Below are 17,823 nucleotides of genomic sequence, written 5' to 3' on the forward strand. Positions count from 1 at the left end.
TGATATTATAACGAAGTCGCAATAATAAAACAGTTAATTGATGTTGATAAATCAACAAAATTAATTAAAAAAAGTTGTTGACAAATAACAAATCATTTGTTATTCTAATTAAGTCGCTGAGACAGCCGCTACGAAGTTGAAAAACAACGAGCGAAAAAAACTTTTAAAAAGAGTTGACAATCAAATGTCACTCTGATATGATGTAAAAGTTGCTAACACAGCACGGTAGACCTTTGAAAACTGAACAAAGCAAGCAAACGAACCAATGTGTAGGACGTTTCAATTTATTGAAACAAATACATGCAAGCAATAGCTAGCAAAGTTAATTTTTATGAGCTTAATGACCGTATGGTCATTCAAACAAATCATTATGAGAGTTTGATCCTGGCTCAGGACGAACGCTGGCGGCGTGCCTAATACATGCAAGTCGAACGCTTTTTCTTTCACCGGAGCTTGCTCCACCGAAAGAAAAAGAGTGGCGAACGGGTGAGTAACACGTGGGTAACCTGCCCATCAGAAGGGGATAACACTTGGAAACAGGTGCTAATACCGTATAACACTATTTTCCGCATGGAAGAAAGTTGAAAGGCGCTTTTGCGTCACTGATGGATGGACCCGCGGTGCATTAGCTAGTTGGTGAGGTAACGGCTCACCAAGGCAACGATGCATAGCCGACCTGAGAGGGTGATCGGCCACACTGGGACTGAGACACGGCCCAGACTCCTACGGGAGGCAGCAGTAGGGAATCTTCGGCAATGGACGAAAGTCTGACCGAGCAACGCCGCGTGAGTGAAGAAGGTTTTCGGATCGTAAAACTCTGTTGTTAGAGAAGAACAAGGATGAGAGTAAAATGTTCATCCCTTGACGGTATCTAACCAGAAAGCCACGGCTAACTACGTGCCAGCAGCCGCGGTAATACGTAGGTGGCAAGCGTTGTCCGGATTTATTGGGCGTAAAGCGAGCGCAGGCGGTTTCTTAAGTCTGATGTGAAAGCCCCCGGCTCAACCGGGGAGGGTCATTGGAAACTGGGAGACTTGAGTGCAGAAGAGGAGAGTGGAATTCCATGTGTAGCGGTGAAATGCGTAGATATATGGAGGAACACCAGTGGCGAAGGCGGCTCTCTGGTCTGTAACTGACGCTGAGGCTCGAAAGCGTGGGGAGCGAACAGGATTAGATACCCTGGTAGTCCACGCCGTAAACGATGAGTGCTAAGTGTTGGAGGGTTTCCGCCCTTCAGTGCTGCAGCAAACGCATTAAGCACTCCGCCTGGGGAGTACGACCGCAAGGTTGAAACTCAAAGGAATTGACGGGGGCCCGCACAAGCGGTGGAGCATGTGGTTTAATTCGAAGCAACGCGAAGAACCTTACCAGGTCTTGACATCCTTTGACCACTCTAGAGATAGAGCTTCCCCTTCGGGGGCAAAGTGACAGGTGGTGCATGGTTGTCGTCAGCTCGTGTCGTGAGATGTTGGGTTAAGTCCCGCAACGAGCGCAACCCTTATTGTTAGTTGCCATCATTTAGTTGGGCACTCTAGCGAGACTGCCGGTGACAAACCGGAGGAAGGTGGGGATGACGTCAAATCATCATGCCCCTTATGACCTGGGCTACACACGTGCTACAATGGGAAGTACAACGAGTTGCGAAGTCGCGAGGCTAAGCTAATCTCTTAAAGCTTCTCTCAGTTCGGATTGTAGGCTGCAACTCGCCTACATGAAGCCGGAATCGCTAGTAATCGCGGATCAGCACGCCGCGGTGAATACGTTCCCGGGCCTTGTACACACCGCCCGTCACACCACGAGAGTTTGTAACACCCGAAGTCGGTGAGGTAACCTTTTGGAGCCAGCCGCCTAAGGTGGGATAGATGATTGGGGTGAAGTCGTAACAAGGTAGCCGTATCGGAAGGTGCGGCTGGATCACCTCCTTTCTAAGGAATATTTCGGAAGACTACACATCGTTTGCCTTTGTTCAGTTTTGAGAGGTTTACTCTCAAACAAAATTTGTTCATTGAAAACTGGATATCGAAGAAATAATCAAAACAAGTAACACACACCGAGTTGAAATGTTAAAAGAGTTTTTTAATAAGTTCAACGCTTATTTTCTTGAGCAACCTTCTATCGCTAGAAGAAGTACTCAAAACCGACCGTAAGGTCAAAGGTTAAGTGAATAAGGGCGCACGGTGGATGCCTTGGCACTAGGAGCCGATGAAGGACGGGACTAACACCGATATGCTTTGGGGAGCTGTAAGTAAGCTATGATCCAGAGATTTCCGAATGGGGGAACCCAGCATCTTTTATAGGATGTTACGTCTGCGTGAATACATAGCGCAGTCGAGGTAGACGCAGAGAACTGAAACATCTAAGTACCTGCAGGAAGAGAAAGAAAATTCGATTCCCTGAGTAGCGGCGAGCGAAACGGGAAAAGCCCAAACCAACAAGCTTGCTTGTTGGGGTTGTAGGACTCCGATATGGTAGTCTATTCAGATAGTCGAAATACTTGGAAAAGTATGTCAAAGAGGGTAAAAACCCCGTAGACGAAATTTGGATAACACCTAGGAGGATCCTGAGTACGGCGGAACACGAGGAATTCCGTCGGAATCCGGGAGGACCATCTCCCAAGGCTAAATACTCCCTAGTGACCGATAGTGAACCAGTACCGTGAGGGAAAGGTGAAAAGCACCCCGGAAGGGGAGTGAAATAGATCCTGAAACCGTGTGCCTACAACAAGTTAGAGCCCGTTAATGGGTGATAGCGTGCCTTTTGTAGAATGAACCGGCGAGTTACGATAGCATGCGAGGTTAAGTTGAAGAGACGGAGCCGTAGCGAAAGCGAGTCTGAATAGGGCGAATGAGTATGTTGTCGTAGACCCGAAACCATGTGATCTACCCATGTCCAGGTTGAAGGTGCGGTAAAACGCACTGGAGGACCGAACCCACGTACGTTGAAAAGTGCGGGGATGAGGTGTGGGTAGCGGAGAAATTCCAAACGAACTTGGAGATAGCTGGTTCTCTCCGAAATAGCTTTAGGGCTAGCCTCGGAATTGAGAATGATGGAGGTAGAGCACTGTTTGGACTAGGGGCCCATCTCGGGTTACCGAATTCAGATAAACTCCGAATGCCATTCATTCATATCCGGGAGTCAGACTGTGAGTGATAAGATCCATAGTCGAAAGGGAAACAGCCCAGACCACCAGCTAAGGTCCCCAAATAACTATTAAGTGGAAAAGGATGTGGGGTTGCACAGACAACTAGGATGTTGGCTTAGAAGCAGCCACCATTTAAAGAGTGCGTAATAGCTCACTAGTCGAGTGACCCTGCGCCGAAAATGTACCGGGGCTAAATAGTTTACCGAAGCTGTGGAGTGCACCATTAGGTGCATTGGTAGGAGAGCGTTCTAAGGGCGTTGAAGGCAGATCGTGAGGACTGCTGGAGCGCTTAGAAGTGAGAATGCCGGTATGAGTAGCGAAAGACAGGTGAGAATCCTGTCCACCGAATGACTAAGGTTTCCTGGGGAAGGCTCGTCCGCCCAGGGTTAGTCGGGACCTAAGCCGAGGCCGACAGGCGTAGGCGATGGACAACAGGTTGATATTCCTGTACCCGTTGTTTTTGTTTGAGCAATGGAGGGACGCAGGAGGCTAAGAAGTGCAGACTGATGGATATGTCTGTTCAAGCAGTAAGTCTTGGTAGGAGTCAAATGCTTCTACCTATACGGACAAGCTGTGATGAGGAGGGAAATAATAGTACCGAAGCTTCTGATGTCACACTGCCAAGAAAAGCTTCTAGTGAGAAAACAACGGCCCGTACCGCAAACCGACACAGGTAGTCGAGGAGAGAATCCTAAGGTGAGCGAGAGAACTCTCGTTAAGGAACTCGGCAAAATGACCCCGTAACTTCGGGAGAAGGGGTGCTGCTCTAACGAGCAGCCGCAGTGAATAGGCCCAAGCGACTGTTTATCAAAAACACAGGTCTCTGCAAAATCGAAAGATGACGTATAGGGGCTGACGCCTGCCCGGTGCTGGAAGGTTAAGAGGAGTGCTTAGCGTAAGCGAAGGTACGAATTGAAGCCCCAGTAAACGGCGGCCGTAACTATAACGGTCCTAAGGTAGCGAAATTCCTTGTCGGGTAAGTTCCGACCCGCACGAAAGGCGTAACGATTTGGGCACTGTCTCAACGAGAGACTCGGTGAAATTTTAGTACCTGTGAAGATGCAGGTTACCCGCGACAGGACGGAAAGACCCCATGGAGCTTTACTGTAGTTTGATATTGAGTGTCTGTACCGCATGTACAGGATAGGTAGGAGCCGTAGAGATCGGGACGCCAGTTTCGATGGAGGCAATGGTGGGATACTACCCTTGCGTTATGGCCACTCTAACCCGCAGCCCTTATCGGGCTGGGAGACAGTGTCAGATGGGCAGTTTGACTGGGGCGGTCGCCTCCTAAAAGGTAACGGAGGCGCCCAAAGGTTCCCTCAGAATGGTTGGAAATCATTCGAAGAGTGTAAAGGCAGAAGGGAGCTTGACTGCGAGAGCTACAACTCGAGCAGGGACGAAAGTCGGGCTTAGTGATCCGGTGGTTCCGCATGGAAGGGCCATCGCTCAACGGATAAAAGCTACCCTGGGGATAACAGGCTTATCTCCCCCAAGAGTCCACATCGACGGGGAGGTTTGGCACCTCGATGTCGGCTCGTCGCATCCTGGGGCTGTAGTCGGTCCCAAGGGTTGGGCTGTTCGCCCATTAAAGCGGCACGCGAGCTGGGTTCAGAACGTCGTGAGACAGTTCGGTCCCTATCCGTCGCGGGCGTTGGAAATTTGAGAGGAGCTGTCCTTAGTACGAGAGGACCGGGATGGACTTACCGCTGGTGTACCAGTTGTCTCGCCAGAGGCATCGCTGGGTAGCTATGTAGGGAAGGGATAAACGCTGAAAGCATCTAAGTGTGAAGCCCACCTCAAGATGAGATTTCCCATTTCTTTAAGAAAGTAAGATCCCTGAGAGATGATCAGGTAGATAGGTCAGAAGTGGAAGGCCAGTGATGGTTGGAGCGGACTGATACTAATCGATCGAGGACTTAACCAAAAAGAAAAAAGCACGTAAACTCGTAGAGTTTTGATTTCTTCGATCCAGTTTTGAGTGAGCAAAACTTACTCAATTGAATAGTGTGGTGGCGATAGCAAGAAGGATACACCTGTAACCATGCCGAACACAGAAGTTAAGCTTCTTAGCGCCGATTGTAGTGAAGGGTTTCCCTTTGTGAGAGTAGGACGTCGCCACGCAGTCAAACACATGTCTTCACTGACATGTGTTTTTTTGTTATTACAATGATGTATCATTTTTCTAAAAACAATCACTTAAAATAACTTTTTATGGAAAAAAATGATACACTAGTAGTGAAGTATTTTTAGGAGGGATCATATGACTGACGATGCCAAAAAAGAACAAAAATTTGTTCAAGATCAAGACGTTGTTTCAGTTTCAACGAATGAAGAAGTATCCTTTGGCGATATCAAACAAGTCGCCTCAAAAAATATCGGTCAGATGCTGCAAGACCTGCAAGATTTTGAAGTAGCGATCGAAAAAGAGGATATTCCTGAAATTTATCGTATATATAATGGTCGATTGCATAAACAGCTAAAAGAAACATCAAATCAAAATCATGAGATTGACGAATTACTATCAAGAAAGTTCCATGATAACTTCACCCAAACATTTCCTTTCATGATGCATTGTGCCAAAATATCTCCTACCGTGCATTACTATAAGATAGGGACCTATTATCATGAGCGAGCGACGATTGGTATCGATGCGAGCATTCCAGAAATTTTTGTTATCCCTGAGATAGACGAAGAATGGGAGAAGTTTCAACGAGGCGATCGTGAGATGCTGACAGCCATCGAACAACAAATGGATAAGCTGGAAGCCAAACGGATCACTGCCCTATCAGAAGTAAAGGAAATCCAAAATCAGATCGATAAGCTTACGGCATCTGTAAATGAATTGAGTGAGTCAAAGGGCTTTTTCAATCGGACAAAAATCGATGAAGAACTAGAGCAGTTGACTTCTGAGCGAAAAGCATTAGAAGCCAAACGTCGGGAATGGGAAAGATATTCAAATAATGACGAAGAGGTTTTTGCTGAAAAAGAGCGTCTGCAACAGCAATACCAAACATTGCGCTTAAAGAAAGCAATCGTGGAAAAAGAATTCCGTCAAATTGATACCTTTTTTGGATCATTTGATGAATTTACGGCAAAAATAATGGCTTTCTTAGCTCACTATACTGGAAAGGAGCTGACTGAAGTTGACGAAAGAAACGCAGACGAATCCTGAGGAATCACAGCTGCTGGAGCAGGAACCGACTCTAGAGGTCCAAACAGAAGGAGCTAATGAAGTCGAGGAAAACGTACCAACAAATGCGACGGACTTAGTGAATGATGGTCCTTTAGTAGAAGATAGTGGAAATGTAGTGGATGATTCTTTTGATTCAGCGAAAGAAGAAACTGACTACGAAGATGATTATTATGCTGTAAAAGCGCAAGATCACCAACGAATCGAATCGCTTATTGAGCAAGCCGAAAACGAACTAGCTGATTTAAAATTGAGAAAATCAATTATGGAAGCTGATTTTTCTGGATTGCTTGCTCATTACCGCCAGTTGATTTTAACAGATCAAGATATTTCGGTGATCGCCAAAAAGACATTGCTTGAATACTATGCCTATGAATTCTTGAAACCATTAAAAACGATTCATTTAACTGCTACTGATAACTATGACACATGGAAGACAAAGCATTTCAATGTCCGTTTTCGGTTAACAGAAACAAAGGAGCTCGAGTTTAGTTTTAAACTAAATCCAGTCAATTCTACGTATCAATCTAATTATTTGCCATTGTTGACTATCAATTCTAACTCCCAGTCGGTGGTTGTCAATGATGAACAGATTTTGCATTTAATCAGTCAATGGCATGCGGAGAATATTTTCTCGGTCAATCAGCTTTCGCTCTTTAATTATGATGTCAACTTGGTATTGGCGCATTTAAAAGAATTAGGCTTTACGGTTTCACCAAGCTTGATCGACAATACCCAAACATTGGCTGTCGATATGGAGACGGACTTTGCTGTTGCAGCAGAAGTTCTCGATCAAATTTTCATTATTACAATGGAGAATCAGCAATATGATTTTATCACAGAAAACAAAGGCGAAATTCTTGTTTTACTTGATAAAAATCAACGATTGACGATCCATTTGTATACAGAGTCCACTTTACTAACGATTGATTCAGATCAATGGAAGCGATCCTTATTAGATTTCTTCACAAGCTATCCATTTTTGGTTCCGCTTGTCGTGGAAGGTGAAGAATAAATGTTCTAAATTCATTAAAAGTGCTAGAATGGTTTTTATAACTATTCAGCACTTTTTTTTGGAAGGAGCAGTATGATGAAAAACAAAGCACTAGGTTTTTATGAAGGACGATCTTTAGATGAGTCAAATGTATTTATTGAAAAGGAAATTCCGATACCCAATTGCCAAGCAAATGATTTGTTGGTGGAAGTACAGGCAGTTTCGGTCAATCCAATCGATACAAAAAGACGGCAAATGACTGCTTTAAGTGAAGCGTTCCAGATCCAAGGGTATGACGCCGTTGGGATCGTTAAAGAAATCGGCTCAGCAGTTAATGGCTTTGCCGTTGGTGATCGGGTGTTTTATGCTGGAACCACACAACGACCTGGTGCGAATCAAAGGTTCCAAACGGTTGATTCTCGGATCGCAGCAAAGGCACCAGCCGGCTTTTCTGATGGCGATCTTGCAGCTATGCCATTAACGAGTATTACAGCGTGGGAATTACTTTTTGAAAAATTTGGGTACGTGCCTGAAGAAAACGCGAATGAAGGATCGATTTTATTGGTCAATGCCAGCGGTGGTGTTGGCTCAATTGCGGCGCAACTAGCAAAATGGGCAGGATTGACAGTCTATGGCACTGCGAGTCCTAAGAACGATCAGTGGCTTAAAAACAATCAAGTGGATCAAGTACTTAATCATCGCTTGCCGTTGGCTGAACAAATCACTGAGCCTTTTTCAGCCGTTGCAATTTTTTATGACGCCTCGGCCTATTTGCCACAATTAACGAAAGCAATCTTGCCGTTTGGCAAAGTCGGAATGATCGTGAATACGAAAGAAGCGCTAGATTTAAATCCATTTAAAAATCTCGGCATCGATTTTTATTGGGAGTATATGTTCGCAAAAACAGATGCTCAGTTGATGGTTGAAACACAAGGGAGCATTTTGCAACGGATCGCCTCGTTGCTTGCTGACAAAAAGATTCATACGACTGCGGTCCAAACGTTTGATGGAGGAATTACCATCGAGACCTTAAAGCTCGCTACAAAAGCGGTTGAGCAAGGAACGAAAGGAAAGACAGTGATCACTGGAGGCGTCCGCTAGATGGAAGAAGAGGAAGCGATGCTGTTTTGGGATGAATTTGCCCAAGAATATGCACAGATTCAAAGAGAATCCCAATTGAAAATTGCCGAAGAGGTAGCAGCTTTTTTGGTGGAGCAAAAAGTGTTCCCGATATCGGCCTTCGTTGACTTTGCTGCGGGGACTGGCCGCTACATTTCAGCATTTTATCCTTATGTAGATGAGTATTACGCAATTGATTTTTCAAAAGAAATGTTAAAAATCATTGAAGAAACGATGGAAGATCCGATGAACAAGCTCCATCTGGTTCAGCAGAGCCAAAAAGACTTTTTATCTGCAGACCAGCACTGGCCCTGTATTTTTATGGCAATGAATCCAGCAGTCAGAGACAAAGAAGCATTGCTTCAGTTTCAAAAAAAGGCCCATCAATTGATTATTCTAAGAATGATCGCAGAAGAAGAAAACGTGTTTCAGCCTTATGAAAAAAATCTTTCAGCGAAGAATGACCTGAACCTAAACACTTGGTACAAGAAGTGGTTTTCAGAAGAAGCGATCGATTGGCAGAGTCGGCAATTCGAGTATATTTTGAAGGAAGAGATCGATCAAGAAATATTTCATCTTTATTTTGAGGAGGAGTATTCATTGGAACAACGGCAACAAATGGTTCAACATGTCTTTGGTGAGGCATTGACTGTCGAAAGCCAAACGAAAATCACTTTTGAGCTTCTTTTAGCTTAAGTAAAATCACACAATGGGTATCAAAAAAACGAGATTCTGACATAAGATCAAGAAACAGGTACAGGAGCTAGGCTTCTTTTGGCTGCTGACTGGAAACATCTTATGCTGGAATCTCGTTTTACAGTGAATTTGCTACAATAGAAGGTATACGATGCTGCCTAATAACAGTAAAAAAACGATGTTGACGATAAAAAACAGCTTTTGGAACGTTCTCGCTTCTTTTGGTCTGGCTTGTTTCAATAATTTGTACCCAATCAAATTCGCCAAAGAAGCAATCAATGTACCCAAACCACCAACATTGACGCCCAAAAGAACGGCTTTTTCTAAATCGGTGAAAGGAGCAATCAAAATTGCTGCTGGAACGTTAGATATTCCTTGGGAGAGTAAAATACTACCTAAAAAAGCGCGATGCGTTTCTTGAAAATACGGTCGAATGTGATCGGTGACCAGAGATAGGTCTTGAATATTCCCGACGATCAAGAAGAAACAGAGAAAGGTAAGTAGTAACCGATAATCAACTTTTGCAAATAATCGTTTATTGCTAAACCAAACCACGGCTGCGACGACAAGCACGACGATTGAAATAGGGAGAACACTAAAAATACCAAGAATCATAAGGACAAATAATCCTGCATTAAGCAGCGCTGGCTTTTTTTCAAAGGGTTCTTCTTGCAGGGCGATTTCCAATGGAGTCTTTGGGATGAGCTGGATCGAAACAAGGAGTAATAGTAATGAAAGTCCCACAAAGGTGCCGGTAGTCCACATGAATTGTGGCAGCGAAATCTGATAGTAAGAAAATAAAAATAGATTTTGCGGATTTCCAAATGGAAACAGGCTGCTTCCTAAATTGGCTGCTACGATCAAATAGACAGCGCCTAATAAGACACTGGTGTGCTGTTGTTCTTTCCTCGTTAAGAGTAAATAGATGGGCAATAAAGTTAAGATAGCCACGTCATTTGTTAAAAACATCGAACTGAAGAAGCTTAGCAAGACGATTGCGCGGATCAAGTCACGCAGATTGCGACTTTTTTCCACTAATTTTTGTCCAAATGCTCGTAAAAGACCAGCTTCTTCTAACCCATTGATTACTAACATTAATCCAAACAGTGATAAAATCACTTTAAAGTCAATAAACGACCAACGGAAGGTGCCGAAAAAACACGCAATAAATGCTAGTAGCAGGGAAATCGAAAATAATCGATCCGTTCGAAAAAATGCTAACATTCGTTTTCCCATAGTTCACCACCTTTCTTCTCAAGAATTTTACCATTCCTATGCTTTAGGAACAATAAATAACGCTTTTTCCATCGAACTCAAAGACATTCAGGCAATTTTTATAGTTGACAAACGACTCATTAATTGGGAAATTAGTATGTGAAAGGTGAAGGAGGTTCAAGAATGAATGTGATGCAGCTGCTTGAAAAAAATCAGCAGGTACATTTTCAAATTTTGGCTGTTTTTTTTCAGAATGGCTCAGAAGTCTCTTATAAAAAACTTGCAAAAACGTTATCCATTTCCGCGCCCACTTTGCAAAAAGAACTTCAAAATCTTCATCAAAATTTAGCTGCTTTCCATGAAGACGCAGCTTTGATCTATTCAGAAAATGATCAAGTGCAATTGGTATTGCCTCTTGATTTTTCCCTGAAGCAATTTTTTTATGCGTATCTTTCAGAAGCAATCGATTTTCAGATATTGTCGTATTTGTTTTTTCATCGAGATGAGTCAACGACGAAAATGATGTTAGAACTGATGTTGAGTGAAGCTTCATTGTTTCGTCGATTCAAAGCGATCAATCAGTTATTGAAAGAATTCGACATCCAATTAAAAAATAAAAAATTGATTGGGGATGAAAAACAGATTCGCTTTTTCTATTATCAGTTTTTTTCACAAAGTTATCCCAATGAAGAATTGATCGCTCGCTTGAATGCACCAGCCATCAACAATTTGATTCGAGTCATTGAAAAACAGTTGCAGACAACGTTTAGTCAAGCAGAGCGTTGGAAAGTCGGGCTTTGGTTAGGCATTATGGAAGCCCGTTTTGATTATCGCGGCTCGCAACAGCATGAAGCCTCGTATCCATTGTTGAAGTCATTGGAAAATGAAGCGATGTTCCAGCTTTTGCGGAATATATTAGGGCGCTATCTCAGTCGTTTTGCCGTATCCTGGAGCGATTATGAAACGGTATATTTCTATTTATTTTTATTAGCTGAAGGCTTGATTCGCCCTTCACTGGATGACTCCTTGCAAAAATCACTTTTCTTTCAAGAGATCGATGCGTTAAATGGGGAGCTGCTGCAGGCCATTGGTGATAGTGAAAGAAAGACTACAGAAACTTCTACGGAATTGCGCGTCTTCTTGACGAGTGTGACGATCCAAGCGTTGTATATTCATGGCGGCATTATTGCCTTTGCTGAATTTCAGCCGCAAAGTGTTGCGAATGAGAACTTGATCGAAGTGGCACAGCAAGCAATCGAACAGTTGGAGAAAAACGTAAACCAGTCCTTTTCTCTTGAGAAAAAGCAGCATTTGACCAATGAATTGCTTTTGATCCGTCAATGGATTCAAGTAAAACAGGAAAAAGCATTTACGGTAGGGATTTTACTGACTCAATCACGATTACGCAGTGGCTTTTTACGGCGCTTTTTGATCAAAGAATTGGCTGGCTATCCGAATATTCACTTCGATGGGACGAAGGAGAAGGACTATGATCTATTGATCGTTGATCATTCTGAGATCTCGGAAGGCTATCGTTATAAAAAACGATTGATTTTAACAGGTGGTGCAACCCCATTTGAAGAAGAGCGGCTTCATCAAATCGTGGATGAAATACGAAATGAGAACCTTGAAAGCGAGTTGGAAAAGATATGAGAATAGTGATTATTGGAGGCTCTCATGCAGGAATTGCTGCTGCCCGTCATTTAAAAAAAGTTGACCCAAAAGTCGATGTGATAATTATAGAAAAATCAAGCGTTCTTGGTTATGTTGCCAGCAGTTTGAATTTAGTACTGGAAGGTTACATTCAGCGTTTGGAAGATTCCAAAACGGCAACTGCCAGTGAACTTCTTTCAGAAGGAATCAATGTGATGCTAAACAGTGAAGTCACAAAAATCTTTCCGCAAGAACAAACGGTTCATTTTGTCACATCAACGGAATCTTATCAGCAAGAAGATGAAGTGAGTTATGATGGCTTGATTTTGGCGATGGGATCGAGTACTTTCCGTTCGGAGTTTGCCTCAGATGTCGAAGCACATATAACGACCTACAAAACCATTGGTCAATCAAAGCAAGCATTAGAAAAAATCGAGAATGCCCAAACCGTTGCGATCGTCGGCGCTGGTCTGATCGGGTTCGAATTAGCGGAATCTTTAAGCGGACAACAAAAAGCCGTTCATTTGATCGATCGCATGGATACGCTGTTGTTCCGTTATTTTGATCATGAAATTGCCAAAATTTTGATGGAACGTTTTCCCAAAAATTTGCAGATCTATCTTAACAGCAATGTCGCTCATACGATCAAAAATGAGAAAGGCGATTATCAAGGAATTGAGCTGTCAAATGGAACGAAAATTCAAGCTGACGTGGTCGTTTATGCTGTCAATCCACGTCCAAATGTTGCGCTAGTAGAAGATTTTCTGAAATTAAATCTGGATGGCACGGTATCGACAAATGAGTATTTGCAAACGTCTGACCCAGCGATTTATGCAATTGGGGATCTTGTTTCGATCCCATTTAATCATTCGGATAGCTCCTTGTATATTCCTTTAGTAACAAATGCTTACCGCACCGGGATCGTTGCTGCCACCAATTTATTGGCAAATGAACGGGGAACAACGAAAATTCCTTTTCCAAAAATGCAACGGACCGTCGTCAGTAAATTGTTTGGCTATTTCGTCAGCAGTTCAGGTATTAATGAGACCGAGGCACCGTATTACGGCTTTGAAGTAGATTCAGTGACGCAAACATTTCATTCTCGGACATTTTTCGCGACAGATGAGGATTTTGAAGTAACGTTAAAACTGATTTTTGATCAGCAAACGAAAGTGATCATGGGGGGACAAATCATTACGAGTGATCGTGGAAGTTTGGAGATCATCAATACGATCTCAACCTTGATCAATAGCAAGACGACCTTGCACCAATTAGCAACAATGGATTACTTTTTCAATCCAACCATCTCATTTCCACTGCACTTTTTGAATCAATTGGCCCTTGATGGCTTGTTAAAGTAAAATAGTAAGTCTTGATAAACCTGCGATGATCGCAGGTTTATTTTTGTGAATTGACGTTAATCGGGAGAAAATAGCGATTGCGCCCATGAAAGGTATCGCGTATTAAAACCAGGTGGGGTTGTGCTGAACTTCGATGCCAACTGGTATCGCTATCTTTTTGATGAAGAAACTCGTAAAAAATATGACGACCAACGTTTTATGACTGAACGATTTCCGGTAAAGGATTGTTATCGGTAGACGAATGTTCCTTGTATGGACATGTTAGCTCATCAGTACCCTTTATCTGAAAAGTTACCCCCAGCTTGGGATGAGCATGTGTGAACTAAACAGGGGGTTCAACAGATTGAAACGATGGAACGTGTAAATGAATTGTTATTAAATGAAACTCAGAAGTTGAATCTAGCCTTCTCAAGTATTTATTTGATTAAAGCGATTAAATAGACTTCGTTGATAAAAAAAGACGTGCTCGCAGTCTTTTATTAGAGAAAAATATCACATAATCCCTTACCTACGCAGATTCGTTTTCACTTAAATTGCTTTGGTAAAGGGATTTTTTTAAAAAACTTCTTGTGATTTTAAGTGAAATACGTTACCCTATTAAAGAGAGTGAGAATCATTCTCAATAAGGAAGGGGCGGGGCATGTTGAAAAAAATCGGATTACTGCTGATCTTGATTCTTCTTGTGGGCTGTTCTTTACTGGTAGGTACCCATGAATTATCATTAAGTGGTCTACAGCAGGGTGATCCGAATCATTGGCTTGTTTTGGTAAAAGTTAGGCTCCCACGGACGATCAGTTTGATCATTGCAGGTGGAATCATTAGTTTATGTGGGAAAATCATGCAGCATATGATGCAAAATAAATTTGTGGCATCTGAGTCGATCGGATTATCTGATAGTGCTCGTTTAGGAATTTTGCTAGTCATGCTTTTTCTGCCAAATGCTTCAAACTTGATTCGGACAACCGCAGCATTTGTGTTTGCTTATGCAGGTGTTTTGTTCTTTTTATTTTTAAGCCAATTTCTACCAAAGAAAGATCCAATGATGCTCCCTTTGACCGGGGTGATGTTCGGTAATATCATCGGTGCCATTAGCAGCTTCTTGGCCTATCGCTTCCAATTGGTTCAAAATGTCTCTTCTTGGCTACAAGGAAATTTCGCTACCATTATGGCTGGCCAGTATGAACTTTTGTATTTGACGATTCCAGTATTCGGTCTGTTGTATTTCCTAGCTTATGAGATCACGATTGCTGGTTTAGGAGAAAGTGCCGCCAAGAGTCTGGGGATCAATTATCTGTATTTAAGCTTTGCTGTGTTCGCTCTGGTGGCGTTTGCCAGTAGTGTCGTTTTATTGACCGTTGGACAAATCCCTTTTCTGGGGATCGTTATCCCAAATATGATCGGCATGGTGTTTGGGGATCATTTGAAGAATAATCTACTGCTGATCAGCTTTGCTGGAAGTGCATTTTTACTTTTATGTGATGTATTGGCACGCATCGTGATTGCTCCGTATGAGATGCCCGTAAGTGTGGTTGCCGGTGTACTAGGTGGCTGCTGCTTCTTGATTTTGCTGCTGGGGAGGAAGTTTCAATGAAGAAAAAACTTTTTCTTTTGTTCTTTCTGATCCTTTGTGCCGCTACTGCCTATCTGACCTATAATACCTATGGTAATTGGTCATTTGCTTTTGCATTGCGGGGCCGTCGGATCTTCGCCTTTGCTCTGGTGGCGATCGCAATTTCCTTTAGTACGATCACTTTACAGACTGTTACGAGCAATCGCTATTTAACACCAGGAATCTTAGGCTTGGATCAACTATATGTCCTGGTTCAGACCCTGTGTTTCTTTTTTATTGGCGGGATCCAGATGCTAAGCCAAGAAACAGCAGCGATGTTTTTATTCTCTGTCAGTCTGACTGCCATTCTAGGAAGTTTACTGATCGGTTTTTTCTATCAAAAAGCCGTTAACGGATTGTTTTTGTTGTTGATGGCTGGAATGGTCTGCGGCACGATGTTCAGTAGTCTGAGCACGTTTTTGCAAGTCTTGATGGACCCGAATGAATATGATTTACTGCAAGGACGCTTATTCGCTAGCTTTGGCAATATCAATACGCAACATCTCTTAATTGCTGCTGTGATCATTTTGATCGGTAGTAGCTGCCTGATTCTATTGATTCCGGAATTGAATCTATTACATTTAGGAAGCGGGCAAGCCAAAAGTCTAGGCGTTCCTGTTCAATGGCTACATAGAGGTATTTTATTTTTGATTGCGCTTCTGACAGGTACCGCTACGGCACTCGTAGGTCCAGCTGTTTTTCTCGGCTTTGTAGTGGCAACGATCACCTATCAGCTTTTTCCCACCTATCGCCATGGGTGGTTGTTTGCTGGTGGCAGCCTGATTGGTTTTCTCCTGTTAGTAGGAGGGCAGTTCTTAGTGGAACAAGTGTTTCAATGGCAAACGACCATTGGTACAGTGATTCAATTATTGGGTGGCGTCTTCTTTATAAGCAAATTGCTGCTGGAAAGGAAAAAATCATGATCGAAACAAAAAACGTATCCAAAAATTATGCGAAAACACAGGTGTTGACCGAGTGTTCTTTAGCATTACCTGAGCAGAAAATGATTGCCTTTATCGGGCCAAATGGTGCGGGAAAAAGCACCTTACTCTCCTTGGTCAGTCGGATGCTGGACCAGAGAACTGGTGATATTTATTTAGATGGAACTGAGATTCGCCAATGGAAATCCAAAGAGCTAGCCAAAAAAATGGCTTTTTTGCAACAAAGCAATCGCTATGCAGTCAATCTGACTGTAAGAGAACTGGTGGCATTTGGTCGCTATCCGTATAACCGCGGGCGACAATCGGCAGCGGATGATAGGATCATTGATGATTCTTTAGCTAAGCTATCCCTTACCGAATACGCCGATCAATCGATTCATGAGCTTTCTGGTGGTCAGCTACAACGAGTTTACTTGGCGATGATCTTGGCTCAAGATACAGATTATCTGCTGTTGGACGAACCGTTAAACAATCTAGATTTGAAGCACGCCAACCAGCTGATGAAGCTATTGACCACCTTGGTGGAAGACTATCAGAAAACCGTTGTGATCGTTTTGCACGACATTAATTTTGCCGCTCGCTACGCCGATCACATCGTTGCCATGAAAGACGGTCAGATTTTTAAAGCGGCCGACACTGAGGCTGTGATCCAGGAGCAAGTGTTGGCATCATTATATGAGATTCCAATCAAACTGGTACAAGTGGATGGTCGGCAATTTTGCTATACCTTCCAATAAAATGTATTTCTAAGGAGGATAAAAATGAAAAAAATTGTAGTAAGCTTTATGAGTATTTTCGTATTAGCGGGGTTGACCGCATGCGGATCAAATAATACTGGTACAATCGAATCGACAGGGACACAGCAAAGCCAAACTGCTCAGAGTGAACAGACACCGACAGAGGTTGAAATCACTGATAGCAATGGAACTGTTACTGTTCCTTATGCACCAGAAAAAGTGGTGGTTTTTGACAATAGTGCCTTAGACACGATGGATGCGCTTGGCCTTGGGGATCGAATCGTTGCTGCTGCGACCAGCAATTTACCAGATTATTTATCAGCGTATGCAGATGTTGAATCAGCAGGGGGAATCAAAGAGCCTGATTTAGAAAAAATCAATCAACTGCAGCCAGACCTAATCATTATTTCTGGGCGACAACGTGATTTCCAAGAGGAATTGTCTGCAATCGCGCCAACCGTTTTCTTAAGCGTTGACAATAGTGATACTTGGGCATCGATCGAAGCCAACATTACGACCATTGGTCAAATTTTTGGTAAGGAAGAGGAAGCGCAAGAACAACTAGCATCGTTACAAGGTCAGATCGATACCTTGAAGGAGCAAGCGCAAAATGCTGACGAGAAAGCCTTGGTTGTTATGGTAAATGAAGGCAATCTTTCTGCTTTCGGTCCAGGTTCTCGTTACAGTATCTTGTATGATACATTTGGTTTCCCTGCAGTAGATGAGGAATTAGAGGCGTCGACACATGGACAAAGTATTTCTTATGAGTACTTGCTTGAAAAAAATCCTGATATCATTTTCGTGATCGACCGGACAAAAGCGATCGGCGGCAATGAAAGTGAAAGTGAATTTGTTGCAAATGAAATCGTCCAAGAAACAAATGCTGGGCAAAACGATCAAGTCATTGAATTGGATGCTGCGGTTTGGTATTTAGCAGGTTCAGGCTTGGAGTCGATCCAACTAATGATGGACGATGTCAAACCAGCCGTTGAATAAATAGGTGAGAAAAGCAATCAAGTAATTAGGACACGCGTATCAGTTTACTGAGAATGCGTGTCCCTTTTTATTTTCCTATTTTCTAAGACCTACGACTGATTTTTGATAACTTTCCCTGCTTTACTTTACCTGTCGTAGTAATTGTTTTATAATTAGTACGACAGATG

At 42.9% G+C, this 17,823-nt stretch carries 11 protein-coding genes and 3 rRNA genes; 13 read left to right on the forward strand and 1 reads right to left on the reverse strand.

Annotation, left to right across the window (positions count from 1 at the left end; all coding sequences use genetic code 11):
• Nucleotides 1-366 precede the first annotated feature (366 nt).
• The 7 genes from P0G38_RS07975 (at nt 367) to P0G38_RS08005 (ending at nt 9,144) form a co-directional block, all read left to right on the forward strand.
• Nucleotides 367-1,925: ribosomal RNA gene (locus P0G38_RS07975) — 16S ribosomal RNA — on the forward strand.
• Nucleotides 1,926-2,154: 229 nt separating this feature from the next.
• Nucleotides 2,155-5,069, forward strand: a 23S ribosomal RNA gene (locus P0G38_RS07980).
• Between the two features lie 81 nt (nt 5,070-5,150).
• Nucleotides 5,151-5,266: ribosomal RNA gene (gene rrf, locus P0G38_RS07985) — 5S ribosomal RNA — on the forward strand.
• The 16S, 23S and 5S rRNA genes sit together here, the layout of an rRNA operon.
• A 139-nt stretch (nt 5,267-5,405) precedes the next feature.
• Nucleotides 5,406-6,317: a hypothetical protein gene (locus tag P0G38_RS07990; RefSeq protein ID WP_275854983.1), complete on the forward strand. Its 912-nt coding sequence runs from the start codon at nt 5,406-5,408 to the stop codon at nt 6,315-6,317.
• Nucleotides 6,289-7,350: a hypothetical protein gene (locus P0G38_RS07995; protein WP_142964972.1), complete on the forward strand. Its 1,062-nt coding sequence runs from the start codon at nt 6,289-6,291 to the stop codon at nt 7,348-7,350. The genes P0G38_RS07990 and P0G38_RS07995 overlap by 29 nt, the downstream gene beginning before the upstream one ends.
• Nucleotides 7,351-7,422: 72 nt before the next feature.
• The gene (locus P0G38_RS08000; RefSeq protein ID WP_275854986.1) at nt 7,423-8,430 is read left to right on the forward strand and encodes a zinc-binding alcohol dehydrogenase family protein; all 1,008 of its coding nucleotides are present in this window, start codon (nt 7,423-7,425) and stop codon (nt 8,428-8,430) included.
• Nucleotides 8,431-9,144 (forward strand): class I SAM-dependent methyltransferase, encoded by a 714-nt coding sequence (locus P0G38_RS08005; protein ID WP_275854988.1) that lies wholly within the window; start codon nt 8,431-8,433, stop codon nt 9,142-9,144.
• Nucleotides 9,145-9,276: 132 nt separating this feature from the next.
• On the opposite strand, the gene P0G38_RS08010 is transcribed toward P0G38_RS08005, so the two are convergent.
• Entirely contained in the window at nt 9,277-10,380 is a 1,104-nt protein-coding gene (locus P0G38_RS08010) for an SLC13 family permease (protein ID WP_275854990.1), read from the reverse strand.
• Nucleotides 10,381-10,542: 162 nt separating this feature from the next.
• Between P0G38_RS08010 and P0G38_RS08015 the strand changes: the two genes are divergently transcribed.
• The 6 genes from P0G38_RS08015 (at nt 10,543) to P0G38_RS08040 (ending at nt 17,656) form a co-directional block, all read left to right on the forward strand.
• Nucleotides 10,543-12,012 carry a helix-turn-helix domain-containing protein gene (locus P0G38_RS08015; RefSeq protein WP_275854991.1) on the forward strand — a complete coding sequence of 490 codons (1,470 nt, stop codon included), beginning with the start codon at nt 10,543-10,545 and terminating at the stop codon, nt 12,010-12,012.
• Nucleotides 12,009-13,373 (forward strand): FAD-dependent oxidoreductase, encoded by a 1,365-nt coding sequence (locus P0G38_RS08020; RefSeq protein ID WP_005226235.1) that lies wholly within the window; start codon nt 12,009-12,011, stop codon nt 13,371-13,373. Before P0G38_RS08015 ends, P0G38_RS08020 begins: the two co-directional genes overlap by 4 nt.
• Nucleotides 13,374-14,013: 640 nt before the next feature.
• On the forward strand, nt 14,014-14,964 hold the full coding sequence (locus tag P0G38_RS08025) for an ABC transporter permease (RefSeq protein ID WP_275854994.1): 951 nt from the start codon (nt 14,014-14,016) through the stop codon (nt 14,962-14,964).
• Nucleotides 14,961-15,905, forward strand: coding sequence for an iron chelate uptake ABC transporter family permease subunit (locus P0G38_RS08030; protein ID WP_005236195.1), 945 nt, complete (start codon nt 14,961-14,963; stop codon nt 15,903-15,905). Before P0G38_RS08025 ends, P0G38_RS08030 begins: the two co-directional genes overlap by 4 nt.
• Nucleotides 15,902-16,660 carry an iron ABC transporter ATP-binding protein gene (locus P0G38_RS08035; protein ID WP_005226231.1) on the forward strand — a complete coding sequence of 253 codons (759 nt, stop codon included), beginning with the start codon at nt 15,902-15,904 and terminating at the stop codon, nt 16,658-16,660. Before P0G38_RS08030 ends, P0G38_RS08035 begins: the two co-directional genes overlap by 4 nt.
• 24 nt (nt 16,661-16,684) lie before the next feature.
• Complete coding sequence (locus tag P0G38_RS08040; protein ID WP_005236194.1) at nt 16,685-17,656, forward strand: siderophore ABC transporter substrate-binding protein; 972 nt, start codon at nt 16,685-16,687, stop codon at nt 17,654-17,656.
• The last annotated feature ends 167 nt before the right edge of the window (nt 17,657-17,823 follow it).

The sequence above is a fragment of the Enterococcus casseliflavus genome (assembly GCF_029215545.1).
GTDB lineage: Bacteria > Bacillota > Bacilli > Lactobacillales > Enterococcaceae > Enterococcus_D > Enterococcus_D casseliflavus.